We start from the raw sequence: 16,074 nt of genomic DNA, 5'->3' as shown, positions 1-16,074 counted from the left end.
CTAGCCATGACTGAAGAAGTAGCAGAAACTACGCCGCAAAACACGGCGGCACCGACTGAAACGTGTGGTGTGCCTTTTGTAGAAAACCCACGCATGACTGCCCGTAATGTCTTTGTCAATTACGAGAACGGCTCAAAATCAGCGATCACCGATGTCAGCCTAGATATTGGTGAAAAAGAAGTCTTGGCGATGATTGGCCCGTCAGGCTGTGGTAAATCCACCTTCTTGCGCTGTCTCAACCGCATGAATGACACCATTCCTGGCTGCCAAGTGTCGGGCGATATTATTTTGGATGGCGAAGATATCTATCATCGTGACACCGAAATTGTTGAGCTGCGCTCGCAAGTGGGCATGGTATTCCAGCGTCCTAACCCGTTCCCGAAATCGGTTTACGATAACGTGGCATATGGCCCGCGTATTCACGGCCTAGTTGACGGCAAAGACGAGCTGGATGCGTTGGTTGAGCAATCACTCACGCGTGCAGGGCTTTGGAACGAAGTGAAAGATCGCCTCGATCAGCCTGCAACAGGTCTATCAGGCGGTCAGCAGCAGCGTCTATGTATCGCACGTACCATTGCGGTCGCGCCAGAAGTGATCTTGATGGATGAGCCTTGTTCGGCGCTAGACCCCATTGCCACCGGGATCATTGAAGAGCTGATTGCCGATCTGAAGAAAAACTTCAGCATCGTGATCGTTACGCACTCGATGCAGCAAGCCGCACGTGTGTCTGACCGCACCGCCTACTTCCACCTGGGCAACTTGGTAGAAGTAAACAGCACACAAAAAGTCTTTAATGACCCTGAGCACAAACTGACCTCTGATTACATTAACGGTCGCTTTGGTTAAGCCGATTTGGCGCTGACCCAGCGCCATTGGGTATAGAGCAGGGGCGTTTGCTGATTATTTCAGCGTTTAGCGATAAAAGTGCAAAAAGTCACTTTACATCAGCCACCTCTGCTCATACTATACGACCCGTTCCGGAGAGATGGCTGAGTGGTTGAAAGCACCGGTCTTGAAAACCGGCAAGGGTTAATAGCCCTTCTAGGGTTCAAATCCCTATCTCTCCGCCACACAAAGAAAAGCCGCTGCTCAGTCAGCGGCTTTTTTGCATCTACTCCCCGCAAACATCCAAACCCTGACCTCACCAACATTTTAGGCGATTCTGTCTAAACAGCTATTCTTCGCCATGGTACGCTTACCCTTTATATTTCTGCCTCTTACATGGCCTTTTGGATGCCGCTAACCAACGGCGGTAGCGTGAAATGCAACAAAACGCCCTTATAGATGCACGCTTTCTCATGACCGATTCACACTTTCCCTGGGCGAATAATCAAAAAACACGAATAATCAATCAGTTAAAAGTGCAAGCGCGGGGATAATGTGAACACCTCAACCGGGATAGGCGGCATGCACACTATCACCGAAGAGGGCTTGATGAGATATATGGAAAAACCGCATGTTTATCATGAGTTTATGGATAGAACAGGGGTGTAACGATTTCGACAAATCGAGCACGCACACTAATATAATGTTAGCAGAAAAAAACGTGTCTCAAACTTTAGAATGACAACAAATAGTCTACCTGAGTTTATCATTTATGTTTTAATGAGTTAACTTAACTAAAGGATGAGAGGATCGTAATGGAAGATAGACGATTTTTTAGAGGTTCCGACGCCCGAGAATATCTGAAAAGTGTGCTTGCTAATAGTACCTCTACTGAACTAGCCAATTCAATGACGGAATTTCTTAACTATTTAATAGAGAACAAAATTGTTTGCGGTTTTGAGTTGAACGATCACAAAATCATACCGTATTTACGTGGTACACCAAGTAGCCCCAGTTATAAAGAATCTCTTGGCTTTGCATTCGTTACTGAAGGAGAGTTTTTTCCCACAAAAACAAATAAGCACTTTTGTGTTTTTAAACACAATCGAATAGACCTCTTAGCCGATTCTAACGGAAATTTTAAAAATATTAAGGCAAGCGATATAGCTTCTTTAAGCATTGAGCAGTTTTTAGGTCAGTTTATGTTTGCAGCAAATATGCGTGCAAGAATGTTCAATGTATAAATTCAGCTAACAAAGCAATTCACGAGACAAGCGCGTGATTGCGGGCGTTAGGCCAGTAGATACCCCTTATCTGCTGCTCCTAACGTCAAAAATGAAATGAGGGAAAAAAGGAGAAGAAATGAAGAATATACTTATATCAGTACTGGCATTCATGATTATGTCTAGTACGGCAATTGCTCAAGGGGCACGGAATGACCTATATATAAAGGTCGGTGTTGGGGTGGCGTCTGGAATAGACAATGATGGCACTATTGGTGATTTAGCCGATCCGCCAGATCAAGTGGATTTTGACTTTGGTGAATCAACTGCCTACCAGCTAGGTGTTGGATACTTGGTAAATGATTGGTTTACTTCGGAACTTTCTTTACAACACAATTCAGGTTTTGATTTAGAGGGACCATATACCGATAATGGCACACCTGACGCAGGGACTAATGGAAAAGTTGATTTGGAAACAACATCAATTATGCTTGTAGGCCAAGTAGACATGGCGTCCGTTCTGAAGAAGAGTTGGAAAACTAGGCCTTATGTAGGCTTAGGAATAGGTTATGCGAAAAACAAAGTTGGAAAGTTTACTTTCTCCCCTCCAATAGAACAAAGTAATATAGCGGTAAATACTGAAAGTGACTTCGCATGGAAAGCAATGTTTGGCGCCATCTATCCAATCAATGAGCAATTCATCTTCGATGCTTCATATTCGTATGTCGATTATGGGGAAGCAAAATCCAGTCGATCTGCCAATGATGGTACATTAACGCTGAATTCACCGCTTACCTTTGATGTGAAAGCTCATGAGCTTCTACTTTCTGTAAGGTATCTTTTCTAAGCCGGCAGAGAAGGCCTAACAATGCCATAAACTCGGACGCCAAAAAGCTGCGCCGCTCGTTTCTCGCTATACAACTTTTCGGCTCCGGTTATGCGTGTCGTTTACTGCTTTCAATTAGTTTAAGAGCGGAGATAAATGAATAAGCAACATTTGTACGAGCTCTATGAGAAAACGTACTTTCACGAAATGGAAGTGCGGGAAAAGTTAGTAGGTAGGCCTGAATTCAGATAATAAGTGCAACACTCATGGTTAAACTGGCGAGAGGAAGTCAACTGCTGATAGTGGTACGCTTCTCATCGCTAAAATCAAAACGTGATTACCATGAGTTACCAGCAGTTGACCGAAGGACAACGATACCAGATTTCTGTCCTTTTGGCCCGTGGCTGTTCACAAACAGTCATTGCCGAAACCCTTTGTAAGTCAAAATCAACAATCTCGAGAGAGCTAAGTAGGAACCGATTACCGGACGGCCGTTACGAGCCCGCTCAAGCTCAGCAGCNGGTGTAATGTATACCTCAGGGCTGCGTAGTTTGTTGCGGGCTGAAGTCAATAGCCTAGGAAGCCCTGAATTCAGATAATAAGTGCAACACTCATGGTTAAACTGGCGAGAGGAAGTCAACTGCTGATAGTGGTACGCTTCTCATCGCCAAAATCAAAACGTGATTACCATGAGTTACCAGCAGTTGACCGAAGGACAACGATACCAGATTTCTGTCCTTTTGGCCCGTGGCTGTTCACAAACAGTCATTGCCGAAACCCTTTGTAAGTCAAAATCAACAATCTCGAGAGAGCTAAGTAGGAACCGATTACCGGACGGCCGTTACGAGCCCGCTCAAGCTCAGCAGCTAACGACAAGTCGACGTATACATGCCGGCAAAAGGCGCATACCTTCGATGACAATCGACTTTGTYAAACTCTGCCTGAACGTTGATTGGAGCCCAGAGCAGATTAGCCATGTGAGCACGCGGTTGGGCATGCCTGTCAGCCATGAATGGATTTATCAATATGTGGCAACGGATAAAGCGGCTGGCGGCAAACTGTATAAGTCATTGCGCCAAGGGCACAAACGCTATCGTAAGGGCAAAACAAGCAAGCGCTGTGTGATACCAGACCCCGTCTCTATCGATGAGCGGCCAGCCATTGTTGATACCCGTGAGCGTTTTGGTGACTGGGAAATCGATACTGTTTTGGGCAAACACGGCACAGGTGCGCTTGTCACCATTGCTGAACGAACCAGTCGTTTTTACTTGGTAAAAAAGGTGAGCAGCAAAAGCGCTGATGCTGTCCGTGATGCCACCATTGAGCTACTTCGACCGTACGCCGCGCATGTGCACACAATCACCGCGGATAATGGTTCAGGATTTGTCGGACACAAGGCAATAGCAGAGGCATTAGAGACAGAGATTTACTTTGCTCACCCTTATTCATCCTGGGAGCGAGGTTTAAACGAAAACAGTAACGGGCTGCTCAGGCAGTATATTCCCAAGGGCACTGACCTGCGTGAACTCACTGAAGAAGAGGTGATGCAAGCTGTGGCCCGCTTGAATGCTCGACCAAGAAAATGTCTTGGTTTTAGGCAGCCTAGCGTTATCTTTAACAAGTTATGCCAGGCTGCAGACGAGAGTGTTGCACTTCGCGGTTGAATCCGCGGGGTTCAGATTAATTTCGCACTGATAGCTACGGGCTTTGCAGTACTAAGCTACATGATCAGAATGTTAGATTTTGAGCAGAATTATCCCGTTATTGGCATTTTCATACTTTCCGTATTAACTTGTTTGTTGCTAGCTATTTTTTGTGTACGACATCTGGTCAAAGCCTTTTGGGGAAATGAATACGAAGGCATGCCAATAGCGAGCGAAATTGACAATTACAGAACTAAACTATTAGAGCATGCTGAGAGTATTAGAACTTACAACACCCAATATCCAGAGGCAGCACAGTCAGAAGTCGACGTAGACAAGTAGGTGTCTGATTTTGTTCACAATAAGTTTCGGGATTGCTCTTCTCACAATACAAAAGTAAATGACATTCGCTCTGAGCATGTACATAAATCTTTCGGTTGGCTTTTGTATTCAAGCATACCTTTCATAATAGCATCTTCATTATTTTTTTGTTGGTAACCTAGACGTATCTTCTCCGAGAAAAGAAACTCCAATAATTAATCAGACTTTAAATCAGAAACTAACTGCTATTGCTATTTCATTAGAACGATTAAACCAATCAAAAGGAGTGACTATGTCCAATAAAACACCGCCGCCTCCACCACCTAAAGCGTCAACTCCTCCGGGCACAAGGTCCTTGAAAGATGAGGCTCCAAAGCCTAAAAAGGCAGGCAGCTAGCAAATAAGAATAAGTGTCGCACAGCCGACACTTTATTTGGGTGTTGAACAAGCCCGTTGCTTTATTAGACAAGCAGCTGTTTTCCAGTGCTAAGCAGCGGCCGCAGCTGAGCTAATCATTATAAATGGAGGAGTAATGATCGAAGAGATAGAGGGTTGGATACATCAGGTGAATTTCTCACATAGAGAAGTGCGTCGGTCTTGCTCTGTCCTTGAAGAACATTTCAATGGTTTCTACTCGCCTGGATTTCTGAAGACAGCATTCTTCGTTGTTACCGACGAACTCCCAAAGCCTGATTTTCCAGGACTTCGGGTTGCTGGTCTAGGAGACTTTATCGACATGGACATGGACGGTATTACCTATAACGATACTTATTACGTCAAGAAAAAAATTGCACACGATCTCCCGCTTCACTTCCATGAGTTGGTTCATGTGCTGCAATGGCGTGAACTCGCGCCTCAAGGCTTCATAGAGCGCTACATTCGAGAGATTCAAGATTTTGGGTATGACAATGCTCCGCTAGAAAAGATGGCCTAGCCTTAGATGGGCACTACCAAAGCAAGGGACGGTATCTTAGTGTTGAGCAGTTTGTCCGAGCAAATTTATGACAGTTCGCGTCACTTGGACGTACCACTTTTAAAGTGTTTCGGTGTGCTCCGTATTAGTTTGCTACAAAGAATCGGGAAGTATTAAGGAATATATGGAAGTAGAAATAAGACCAGCCAAGGAAAACGAACTGGAATTCCTCCATTCTTTGATTGTTTCAAATGATGAATGGACAAAGTTTAATGGCCCTTACTTTCCTTACACACATCCATCACTAGAACAATTTGAGAAATCTTCATTTCAAAGATTACTAAATGGTTCAGACTTACAGTTAGTCACTGTGGATGATGTGCCTGTTGGGACAGTAAATTGTTACTGGGAGTGTGAAGAAACTCGCTGGCTTGAAGCTGGTATCATCATTTACGATTCTGCATATTGGGGGAAGGGTATCGCAGCACGAGCCATTCCTCTCTGGGTTTCGTACTTATTTAATACTAAAGAAATTGAGCGTGTTGGTATGACAACCTGGTCGGGTAACCCTCGCATGATGTCGGTAGCAATGAAATTAGGTTTCCAGCAAGAAGCTAGATTGCGAAAAGTTCGTTACTACGAGGGCAAGTACTACGATTCAGTTAAATATGGGATGCTGCGTTCGGAGTGGTTAGCACGCAACAGGCAAGGTGTTTAAGAGAAATTTTCAGCGCTTGGCATTTTCAGTTTTAATCAGCTTTGGTACTTACGCACAATGGATTAGCTAAGGGATAAGCGTTGTTCACACCTTAATTTGGCTCACTTTATTGGAATATTTAACGTTATGGATGATACTTCAGCAACTTGGCGTCAGTACTACGAAAAATCATTGTTACGCCCCCACAATTCACGCACTGAACTCGCCATTGAGTTGGATCAGTCTGGACTGAAAACCGCTGTTGATTGCGGTTGTGGAACCGGAAGTGAGATAGCGTATTTAGAGCAGCAAGGCTATCAGGTGTATGGCTTTGATATTAATCCAGAATCTATTGCGATATGTTCAGAAAGGTTTAGTTCAAAGCCGCTAGTTAAACTTTCAGAGTGCTCCTTTGAGTCTTTCAATTATCCTTCTACTGGCATAGTGATAGCAAACTCAAGTTTGTTCTTTGCTGATCCGGTAGAGTTTAAAAATACATGGAAAAAAATTGCTTCTTCTATCGGGGCTGGTGGTGTTTTTGTAGGTGATTTTATGGGGCCTAGAGATACTTGGGCAACGAATTTTCGGTTACCGACGGCACCGTTGAGTAAAGAACAAGTTGAGATCTTATTTGAAGAGTTTGAAATAGTCAGTTTCAAAGAGCGTGATGAACCTGGCGCGACAATGGTCGGAACCCCTAAGCATTGGCATATTTTTTCAGTGGTTGCTGTAAAAGCGATGGTATGAGAATTTTAGAAACACTTAGGGGTAATTAACCTAGAAGTTGAAACAGATAAGACAAGTATCCATGTTGGTAGTGGAAAACTATTTATAAAAGAGCACAATGAACACAATAAATATCCAGTATTATAAACACCCTTATGCCGAATTTATCCTTGGTTCGTATCAAGGTAAGCTTTGCTTGTGTGACTTCCGATATCGCAAGATGAGAAGTGCTGTTGATGAGCGCATTAAACGGATTCTTTACGCTGATTTTGTAGAAAAGAGCGATGATGTGTTAGCTGCTACTCGTGCTCAACTCGAGGAATATTTTTTGGGTGAGCGAAAAACTTTTGACCTTCCTTTACTTTTGGCGGGTACCGATTTTCAACGGTCGGTATGGAGTGCATTAAGCAACATTCAATATGGTGACAGGGTGACGTATCAAGAGTTGGCAGTATCGATTGGTAATGACGCCGCAGTACGTGCGGTTGGCAATGCCAACGGGGCCAATGCGTTGGCGATTATTATTCCTTGCCATAGGGTTATCGGCACCCAAGGGGAGCTTATTGGCTATGGTGGCGGTCTGTCACTGAAAAAGCGCCTTTTAGAATTAGAGCAGAATTTATTCATTTAAGGATAGGGTAGGGTCGCATGAGAGGGGAGCTGAGAGCGAAAATCCTAGCGGTATGTGATCAAAAAATCAAAGCGAAAGGTGAGAATGTCGGTGTGTCATTTTATGCGTTCTTCAAAAACAAAAATGACGATCCAGAGCAGTTGATGGAAGCCGCAACCTGGTGGATACAGACCCATCAATTAGATCATTTTGTTAAGGCAAGAACCATCAAGGAGATGGTCAAAAATAATTTATGACGACTGCAAAAACATGGCCTATTTTGCCGACAAGGTGTAATTCAGGTTCACCAAGATGACAATGGATAGCGGGGCACGGGCCCAGATAGTCAGATTGGCTTGGGCACACGGATGTTAGAAATCCCGCCACGGTTGAGGTAGCATTGCCGACTTTTTCTGCGGTGAGAGGGATTTATGTATATCGGCTTTGACTATGGTACAGCCAATTGTTCGGTGGCGAAGATTGAGAACGGTCAGCCGACGCTGTTACGTCTAGAAGGGGACAGCACGTTTATTCCTTCCTCCCTTGCCGCACCTACGCGCGAATCTGTGTCTGAGTATCTGTTTCGTCACCGTGGCATCAAGCCGCTAGATACGATTGGCGAGCAGATGTTGCGCCGCGCCATCCATGTAAACCGAGAGGAAAGCATTGAACTTGAGGCGGAGGACATGGCGTTTGGTCAAGCGGCGCTCGACCGCTATCTCGATGATCCGCGCGATATGTACTACGTGAAATCGCCTAAATCTTTCCTTGGTGCGTCAGGTTTACGTGATGCCCAACTGCGCTTTTTTGAAGACCTCGTATGCACAATGATGGACAACATCAAAACGCAAGCCGAACACCAAGCCCAACAGAGTATTCATGATGCGGTGATCGGTCGGCCGATCAATTTTCAAGGCCGTGGAGGCGAGATGGCAAACCGCCAAGCTGAAGGTATTTTACTCAATGCGGCTAAGCGGGCGGGCTTTAAACAGATTGAATTTCAGTTTGAACCGGTTGCTGCCGGTCTGGACTATGAAGCGACGCTGAGCGAAGACCAAATCGTTCTGGTGGTCGATATCGGTGGGGGGACCACAGACTGTTCGTTGATTGAGATGGGGCCATCATGGCGCGGTAGTAGCGATCGCAGTGCAAGTTTGTTAGCGCACAAAGGCCAGCGTATTGGCGGCAATGATCTAGATATTGCGTTGGCATTCAAACAAATGATGTTCCCGTTTGGGATGGGCAGCAAAATGGAATCTGGCATTGAGATGCCGATTACGCAGTTTTCCAACCCTATCGCGATTAACAACGTACAAGCGCAAAACGATTTCTATGCGTTTGAAAATTTGGCGGTGCTCAAAGGGCTGCATAAGCAAGCGCAAGAGCCACATAAACTGGCCCGTTTGCTTGAGGTGTATCACGAGTCACTGGGTTACAACATTGTCCGTCGTGCGGAAGAAGCAAAGATTGCGTTGTCGGATCAAGCCGCATACCGAGCGGGTATTCAACTGTTCTCAGAGCGCGTGGACGTTGATGTATCGCGCGATAACATGATTGATGCGATTGAAGCGCCCAAACGTAAGATGATCGCCTTAGTTCACGATGTGGTCGCTCAGGCCGGTGTAAAGCCTGACGTGATTTTTATGACAGGTGGCTCGGCACGCTCGCCTTTTTTACGTGAGGCTGTACAAGCAGAGTTGCCGAACATTCCTGTAGTGAGTGGTGACTACTTTGGCTCAGTCACCGCAGGCTTAGCGCGTTGGGCGGAAGTTTGTTTTAAGTAAGCCCAACAGTCGTTGCGCTCCGCGCAGCCCTTTGTTGTGTTATTTGATAAAGCAGACATTGTCCCCACGCGAGTGACGGATGAGCCAGCCCCTAAGCATGAGAACTTTCCTGTTTACACCAGCGGGGATGAAGGGCTGATTTGGGAGCTGTTTGATTGCATTAAATGGTTGAGCCGTGGGCAACACGAATTAGCTAAAACCTACCTAAAAAGGCTTGCTGGGGCGCTATAATCGAGAGGGGTGAGCGGCTATCAATCGCCGGTGGCGATGGTATTGCTTATGATATTTCGCTTTGTCTTTGTTCAACACGCTCAGCGTTTTGTTGAGTAGCCAGCCAGGCTAAAAATTGCGCTTCCGGCATCGGCTTGGCGTAATAAAAGCCTTGGGCAATATCGACGCCAAGCTTTTTCAAATACCCAGCCTGTTCAACAGTCTCGATCCCTTCAGCAACCGTCTGCAGCTTAAAGGTTTTTGCTAGCCAGAGAATGCTTTCAGTGATGGCAACGTCGTTTTCACTGGTTAAGATGCTGTTGATGAATGAGCGATCGATCTTGAGCGTCGAGATCGGCAACGTGTGCAAGTAACTGAGTGAGGAATAACCTGTGCCAAAATCGTCAACCGCGATGCTGATCCCGCGCTTACGGAGGTGGCTAAGCTTTTCAAGGTTTTGCGACCTTGAGTGAAAAAAGACTCCCTCGGTTATCTCCAGTTCCAAGTTAGGCGGGGGAATGTGATTTCTTTTCAGAACCTCATCAATAAAGCTAACAAAATCATCCTCTTCTACATCGCATGCCGTGACGTTGACCGCCACGCGCTCAATAGAGAGCGCCAGCTCTTTCCAGCGTGCCATGGTTTCACACGCTTCCATGATCACCCACCGATCGATTTGTGTAATGAGCCCCGTCTTCTCTGCTATGGGAATAAAGTCCCCTGGTGAGACGAGGTTACCATCAGGCAATCGCCACCGAACTAACGCCTCAACACTTTTTACCTCTCCAGAGGCGAAATCTATTTGCGGTTGATACCAAAGTTCAAATTGCTCTTTGCCAATAGCTTGTCGCAGCAGTGTTTCGGTTCGAATATAGCGTAGGGCATCCTTTTGTAGCCCTTTAGAATAGAAATTTGGGACACTCGTCTGTGTTGGATCAATGGCGTTAATGGCCGCATCCAATACTTGGCGTGTATTGACCGCATCGTCTGGGTAACGACTGACACCAATAGCAGTGTCTAAATGGATCAGATCATGCTCGATGTGAACTGGCTCACTCATGGCATTAACCAGCTGTTGGCAAACGGACAACGTATGCGTCAAGTTATTGTGGCTAGGGTCTGTCACTAGGCACCAAGTGTCTGTGGTCAGGCGGAAAAGTTTATCGTGTTCGGTAAGGGTGTTAAGCGCTCGTTGCGAGCATATCACTGCGGATTGCTCGAGACCTGAGTGCCCGAAAGACTTAAAAACCTGCTCTAGATTAATTGAAAAAACAATCACATAAACCGTTTTATTTAACACAGACGCCGCGAGAATGGTGTCGGTGACATGTTCAAGGCATCGCTGCTCGTTGGCGAGGCCAGTGACTCTGTCATGAGTGGCGAGATAATAGAGTTTATCGCGCTGATCGACGGCTAAAAAACGCGCCCTTAGTAGCATGACGACCCGTTCCATAAACTCTACCTTGTCAACGGGCATGGTGATGAATTCTTCAATCAGTGCTAGATAGGGGCGAAGGTTATGTCTGAGATCACGCTTGGGAAGCATCAGCATCACAGGTAGCAGTGTGGGCTCGCATCGGATCTTTTTGTGTTGCAATGCATCTTTACATTGTTCGAGAGAGGGGATATCGATGATCGCAAGATCAAACTCGATATTGTCTATGTCACTTGGATTTTCATAAATTTGGAAGTCGCTGCTCAGTTGTTCGCGCAGTAGCGCCAAGTTGTTGGGGTTATGGATAGCCAATAAAACGTTGGCACCCTGAATACGCTGGAACCCATCATCTTTGCGTTCTGCTTTTTGTTCGGGGTTTACCATTATTGGTAAGTTTCTAACCGTACTGGTCATCGTTACTCCTCACCCGTGAAACCAGCAACAAGCTGCATTAATGCTTTTTTGGCAACAGGCTTTTGTATGATGCTGACCGCACCATATTGAGTGGCTTGGGTTGAACTTGTCAGCATTTCCTGTGGTGAGAGAACAATAAACGCGGTGTTCATCTGCTGTAGCTTTTCGCATAAGCGCCACACATTGCTACCAAAGCCGCTGGTATCGACTAGGGCTAGCTTTTTACCGCCAATCGCCGCTGCCGCCTCCATGTCGGCTTCGTTAACTAAAGGACGACAATGGTAACCCGCCTCTTCAAGAGAAGCGGCCAACACTTTTCGGTTGCCCGGTGATTTCACGCACAAAAAAACAGTTAATGATGCTGTGCTTTTATTGGTCACCTTACATACCTCTTGGTCAAATAGTCACTGCTTGCACTTTATCGGGGCCGATCAGGTACTGATGAGGCTTACGATCAAAATCACTCAACCGTTTCTTCATCACCGAAATTTGCGAGTGCGTGGTATCGTCCGCATAGTAAGACAGCGAGATAATGGTGTCCGACAAGTAGCTGATCCCTTTCTCAGAAATACTGTCTTCGCCATAAAGTGCAAATGTCTCATTCACCAGAATCACCGAGACATTGATTCTCGATAAGCCTTTTGCGAGGGCATGCAAACGTTTTTGAATCGATTCCTCACGCAAAGTCATTTTGAATCCCGCCGTGCTGTCAAGCACCACCAAGCGAGTGTTATTTTGAACAACATCCTTGTACACCTTGGCGGCAAACTCATCGGCTAAATATTGCAAAGGCTCGATTTGTTCGATAGTTAAACGTTCTGCCTCTGCTTGGTGTTGCAGGGCGATATTGAGTTGTCGTGCCCGGTGGAGGTATGAGGAGATCTCCTCTTCGAACAGGTAGATGTTGACATGACCCAAGCTATGGCTGAGTTGTTCCGCAATGCAACTGCTCAAGGTGGATTTACCAATGCCTGAGGGGCCGGTGATCATGGTGACAGTTCCCATCTCTAGCCCACCGCCAAGCAGGTTATCGATAGACGCAATGCCCGTCGAGATAGGTTCAAACCTCCCTGGTACCAGCTCTTCGTTGGGTGGAAGTGGCCGCGGGAACACCTCAACCCCGTGAGCGCCATTGCGCATCTGATGGCAGCCTTTTAGGAAATCAGATCCGCGAAACTTCTCAACGCAGATTTCTTGTCCCATCGGGGTTTGGCTTAGCGAGATAACGCCATCTGATAAGAATCTTAAATCGTCATCAGGTGAGGAATCACTGTGTTCGGACGTGAACAACACAGTGGCGCCTCGCTCGGTTAAATAGTTGATGAACGACAGAACCTCTTTGCGGTATTGAAAAACATCCGCAGTAAGAAAGCGTAGGTGCGTAAAGGAGTCGACAAAAACACGTGTGGGCTTAAGTGTCTCAATGGTGTCGACGATGGCTTTAGTGACCGGCTCGTGCTCAACATCGGTGGAGGCGAATATGTCGTAGGACTCGTGCTCTTTAAAAAAGCTGTCGTCTGGGGCCAAGCTGAGGAAGGTAATGTTTGAGACATCAACGCCAATTGTTGTTGCATTGGTTTTGAGCTGGTCCTCGGCCTCTTGAAAGCCAATAAATAGACTCTCGCCTTCTTGTGACGCCGCAGAAAGGAACTGTAAGCCTGTTGTCGTTTTACCTAAACCTGGTCCACCTCTCACCAATACCGCTGTTGAAGGGAGGACGCCACCGTTAAGGATTTGATCTAGCCCAGGAATACCTGAGGAGACTCTCTCTTTCATGTCGCTTCCCCTATTATGGCTATTTTTATTAGACCTAGCTCACCCAGAAAAACCCCCATAGAGACGTTTTTAGGCATTACCGTCTAGAAAAGGTAGTAGAGGAAAACACAACTGTCATGGCGGGTGTAAGAAAAAGCAGCATTTACGCCTTGAAACGCTAGAATGCAGTACGCTGTGCGTTCGCACTCGCGCTAAAAGGTGTTGCTTGCATTACACCATTTACGATGACGAAGCCTGTTTAGGCTGCCTGACACCTTGTGCATGTTGAAAGGAGAACTGCTTGGATCATTCTACATTTAATCGATACTGCAGCGCGTTTACGGCCGCGACACATGTGGTGCAGTGGGGCAACTCAGACGTCTGGAAAGTGGGAGGGAAAGTCTTCGCCATTGGCACCAGCAGTAAAAGCGGTCAACCAGCGTTTACCTTTAAAACCTCGCCAATAAATTATGCCTTTTTGTGCGATCTTGAAGGTTACGTACCGGCGCCGTATTTTGCTAACCGGGGTATGAAATGGATTCAACAAACTCACACCACCGGTGAGCTTGATGAAGACTTAAAGTACTATGTGGCGCAATCGTATCAACTTGTTTGTCAAGGCTTGAGTAAAGCGAAACGAGCCGAGCTCGGCGTCGAAGAGAACAGTCTTTGATAAAGGCGATGGACAAGCCATTCAGGGTTGGCAAACGCTCGCAATAATAGGAACCCACCTACGTGAAAACTTCCGTATTTTGATTAAAAATCAGTAATCAAGGTGGGCGTATTGGCGCGAAATAGCTTTGTCAGGACAGATTTATATCGCCAACCCAGAGCCAGTAACCGTTTTGCCAGGCTTGGGTTCTGGATGGTCGCAACCTCAACGCCACGATAGTGATGCGGATGCGCTTGAATATAGTCGATAAACGCCGTCAGCACCCCTTGGCCGCGAACGCTGGGGGCAAATTGTAGCGAAACAATCGATAATCGCGGACTACCGATCGTACAGTGAACCAGACAATAGCCGAGCGGGTGCTTGATAGCGGTAGAGAGCTCTGGAAAAGCGCGTGTCTGGTGACGTTGGGCTAATTGGTCATACCCGTGGCATAGGTGGTCAAGCAATTGCCGAGCGTTATCATCCATCGAAGTGTCTCTGAAGAGGTCGAAACGTAGCCACCATATTAGGGATTTTATTATTTCGAAAAACAGAAAACCGTGAGCCACGTATTTACCCCTTTTGGGTACAATAATTGCGCAAAAGCCGCGATTTCTACGCCAGACAACCAGCTAGTTTTTAAAACTGTGCGCGAGCTCATGCCGCACCATTGGTCGTTAGTGAATAACGAGTTTTTATAAATTTATCAATCATGTACATTATGTGCTGATTTTTTAACACGGACGTTTAACGATTACGACAATCAACAAGATTATTTCTGCGGTGGCGATGTATAAAGGATTGCACCGCAATATTTACTACGTTGCACTGGCCCGCATGATCCTCGGGATGGGCAACTTTATTATTCCTTTCCTCGTGTTGTTGTTTACCGATAAGCTCGGCTACTCCGCGTCGCTGGCGGGGACATTGGCGATGAGTATTACTGGCTTGTACCTGCTGGGGAGTTTTATTGGTGGCAAGCTTTCTGATTGGGTAGGTCATAAAAACACTATGGTGGCGGGGGAATGTGTCGGCGCTATCTTGCTGCTGATGTGTGGATTTGCACCTGATGCCCCAGTGATGGTGCCGGCGTTATTATTCGCCGCGTACTTTTTTATCGGTGTAGCGCTGCCGGCCAGTAATGCATTGGTGGCCGATTTATCTCACGCAGGCAATCGTGATGCAGTGATGTCACTTAGCTACCTTGCCTATAACTTGGGTTCAGCGATTGGTCCCATCTTAGCGGGCTATTTGTTTTGGCGGCACACTGAGTGGATTTTCTTTGGTAACGGCCTTGCCGTCTTGGTGGGTATTCTTGTGGTTGCCTTTTTGGTCAATGTGACCGAGCAAGCCGTTCCCGAGTCTGACTCTGACCTTGAACGCGCGGTAGAGGGCAGTGTCTGGTCGGTGCTTAAATCACGTCCTTATCTCATTGTGTTCACTTTACTTTGCGGCATGCTTTGGTTTGCATTGAACCAAATGACGATGGCCAGCCCGCTTTATTTGAGTCATTTATTTGGCCAAGAAGGGCCCGTGCGTTTTGGTCAATTGATGACGTATGCGTGCGTGTTGGTGGTGATCATCACGCCGCTATTGCTTCGCGCGACATCTGGACATACTGAGACGATGGCGTTGGCCTATGCAGGACTCTTATTTGTGCTGGGGTATGGTCTTGTGATGTTGGCACCTACGATTCCCGTTCACTTTTTAGCGTGGTTTTTTCTTTCCGCTGGCGAGGTGTTATTGCTCACCAAAGAAGGCGTGTATCTTGCCAACAACTCACCGGCGAGTCATCGCGGTCGTATTCAAGGGGTATTGATCACACTGCGTAGCTTATTGCTGATGCCAAGCTTTGTATTGATCGGCTATGTCATCGACACGTTCGGTTATTCGGTGACTTGGTCGCTTGTTATCGCTATGGCTATGTGTGCCAGCATCGGTATGTTTTTATTGTCGATGCGTAAGAAAACGCGCCTCGCAGCGACGTCGTCATAAAATTGATGGCTTTGTGACCAAAGTGGAGTCATCACCCATGCGGTT

The 16,074-nt window shown here is 46.4% G+C and carries 17 protein-coding genes, 1 tRNA gene and 2 pseudogenes; 16 read left to right on the top strand and 4 right to left on the bottom strand.

Annotated elements, in window-relative coordinates:
• Positions 1 to 93 precede the first annotated feature (93 nt).
• The 13 genes and pseudogenes from pstB to BZG74_RS07775 form a co-directional block, all read left to right on the top strand.
• Positions 94 to 846, top strand: coding sequence for a phosphate ABC transporter ATP-binding protein PstB (pstB, locus tag BZG74_RS07840; RefSeq protein WP_235605731.1), 753 nt, complete (start codon positions 94 to 96; stop codon positions 844 to 846).
• Positions 847 to 979: 133 nt separating this feature from the next.
• Positions 980 to 1,070 (top strand) — tRNA-Ser (locus BZG74_RS07835).
• Between the two features lie 570 nt (positions 1,071 to 1,640).
• Positions 1,641 to 2,069, top strand: coding sequence for a hypothetical protein (locus BZG74_RS07830; protein ID WP_077772085.1), 429 nt, complete (start codon positions 1,641 to 1,643; stop codon positions 2,067 to 2,069).
• A gap of 118 nt (positions 2,070 to 2,187) precedes the next feature.
• Positions 2,188 to 2,895 (top strand): outer membrane protein, encoded by a 708-nt coding sequence (locus tag BZG74_RS07825; protein WP_077772084.1) that lies wholly within the window; start codon positions 2,188 to 2,190, stop codon positions 2,893 to 2,895.
• A 321-nt stretch (positions 2,896 to 3,216) separates the two neighbouring features.
• Positions 3,217 to 3,402, top strand: coding sequence for a helix-turn-helix domain-containing protein (locus BZG74_RS07820; protein ID WP_077772083.1), 186 nt, complete (start codon positions 3,217 to 3,219; stop codon positions 3,400 to 3,402).
• 161 nt (positions 3,403 to 3,563) lie between these two features.
• Positions 3,564 to 4,538, top strand: coding sequence for an IS30 family transposase (locus BZG74_RS07815; RefSeq protein WP_077772082.1), 975 nt, complete (start codon positions 3,564 to 3,566; stop codon positions 4,536 to 4,538).
• A gap of 832 nt (positions 4,539 to 5,370) precedes the next feature.
• Positions 5,371 to 5,772, top strand: coding sequence for a hypothetical protein (locus BZG74_RS07805; protein WP_235605723.1), 402 nt, complete (start codon positions 5,371 to 5,373; stop codon positions 5,770 to 5,772).
• Between the two features lie 163 nt (positions 5,773 to 5,935).
• Positions 5,936 to 6,469: a GNAT family N-acetyltransferase gene (locus BZG74_RS07800; protein ID WP_077772080.1), complete on the top strand. Its 534-nt coding sequence runs from the start codon at positions 5,936 to 5,938 to the stop codon at positions 6,467 to 6,469.
• A gap of 126 nt (positions 6,470 to 6,595) precedes the next feature.
• Positions 6,596 to 7,195 carry a class I SAM-dependent methyltransferase gene (locus BZG74_RS07795; RefSeq protein ID WP_077772079.1) on the top strand — a complete coding sequence of 200 codons (600 nt, stop codon included), beginning with the start codon at positions 6,596 to 6,598 and terminating at the stop codon, positions 7,193 to 7,195.
• Between the two features lie 97 nt (positions 7,196 to 7,292).
• Positions 7,293 to 7,805, top strand: coding sequence for a methylated-DNA--[protein]-cysteine S-methyltransferase (locus tag BZG74_RS07790; protein ID WP_077772078.1), 513 nt, complete (start codon positions 7,293 to 7,295; stop codon positions 7,803 to 7,805).
• A gap of 17 nt (positions 7,806 to 7,822) precedes the next feature.
• On the top strand, positions 7,823 to 8,041 hold the full coding sequence (locus BZG74_RS07785) for a DUF6500 family protein (RefSeq protein ID WP_077772077.1): 219 nt from the start codon (positions 7,823 to 7,825) through the stop codon (positions 8,039 to 8,041).
• Positions 8,042 to 8,215: 174 nt separating this feature from the next.
• Complete coding sequence (yegD, locus tag BZG74_RS07780; protein WP_077772076.1) at positions 8,216 to 9,568, top strand: molecular chaperone; 1,353 nt, start codon at positions 8,216 to 8,218, stop codon at positions 9,566 to 9,568.
• Between the two features lie 21 nt (positions 9,569 to 9,589).
• Positions 9,590 to 9,799 (top strand): annotated as a pseudogene (locus BZG74_RS07775) (hypothetical protein); the annotation flags it as partial.
• A 46-nt stretch (positions 9,800 to 9,845) separates the two neighbouring features.
• Here BZG74_RS07775 and BZG74_RS07770 read toward each other — a convergent pair.
• The 3 genes from BZG74_RS07770 to BZG74_RS07760 are packed head-to-tail and all read right to left on the bottom strand — an operon-like array spanning position 9,846 to position 13,403.
• Positions 9,846 to 11,627, bottom strand: a complete 1,782-nt coding sequence (locus BZG74_RS07770) for a putative bifunctional diguanylate cyclase/phosphodiesterase (protein ID WP_077772075.1) — start codon at positions 11,625 to 11,627, stop codon at positions 9,846 to 9,848.
• Positions 11,628 to 11,629: 2 nt separating this feature from the next.
• A complete protein-coding gene (locus BZG74_RS07765; protein ID WP_077772074.1) occupies positions 11,630 to 12,007 on the bottom strand; it encodes a PleD family two-component system response regulator in 378 nt (125 codons plus the stop codon).
• A gap of 16 nt (positions 12,008 to 12,023) precedes the next feature.
• Entirely contained in the window at positions 12,024 to 13,403 is a 1,380-nt protein-coding gene (locus BZG74_RS07760) for an ATPase domain-containing protein (RefSeq protein WP_077772073.1), read from the bottom strand.
• 280 nt (positions 13,404 to 13,683) lie between these two features.
• On the opposite strand from BZG74_RS07760, the gene BZG74_RS07755 reads away from it, so the two are divergent.
• Positions 13,684 to 14,055, top strand: a complete 372-nt coding sequence (locus BZG74_RS07755) for an MmcQ/YjbR family DNA-binding protein (RefSeq protein WP_077772072.1) — start codon at positions 13,684 to 13,686, stop codon at positions 14,053 to 14,055.
• A gap of 83 nt (positions 14,056 to 14,138) precedes the next feature.
• On the opposite strand, the gene BZG74_RS07750 is transcribed toward BZG74_RS07755, so the two are convergent.
• On the bottom strand, positions 14,139 to 14,522 hold the full coding sequence (locus BZG74_RS07750; protein ID WP_077772071.1) for a hypothetical protein: 384 nt from the start codon (positions 14,520 to 14,522) through the stop codon (positions 14,139 to 14,141).
• Positions 14,523 to 14,636: 114 nt separating this feature from the next.
• Between BZG74_RS07750 and BZG74_RS15965 the strand changes: the two are divergent.
• Both BZG74_RS15965 and BZG74_RS07740 read left to right on the top strand, forming a co-directional pair.
• A pseudogene (locus tag BZG74_RS15965) lies at positions 14,637 to 14,735 on the top strand (cytidine deaminase); the annotation flags it as partial.
• Between the two features lie 88 nt (positions 14,736 to 14,823).
• The gene (locus tag BZG74_RS07740; RefSeq protein ID WP_077772070.1) at positions 14,824 to 16,029 is read left to right on the top strand and encodes an MFS transporter; all 1,206 of its coding nucleotides are present in this window, start codon (positions 14,824 to 14,826) and stop codon (positions 16,027 to 16,029) included.
• The last annotated feature ends 45 nt before the right edge of the window (positions 16,030 to 16,074 follow it).

It is taken from the genome of Salinivibrio sharmensis (assembly GCF_001995985.1).
In the GTDB taxonomy this organism is placed as follows: Bacteria; Pseudomonadota; Gammaproteobacteria; order Enterobacterales; family Vibrionaceae; genus Salinivibrio; species Salinivibrio sharmensis.
This window is presented reverse-complemented; position numbering and strand designations above follow the sequence as displayed.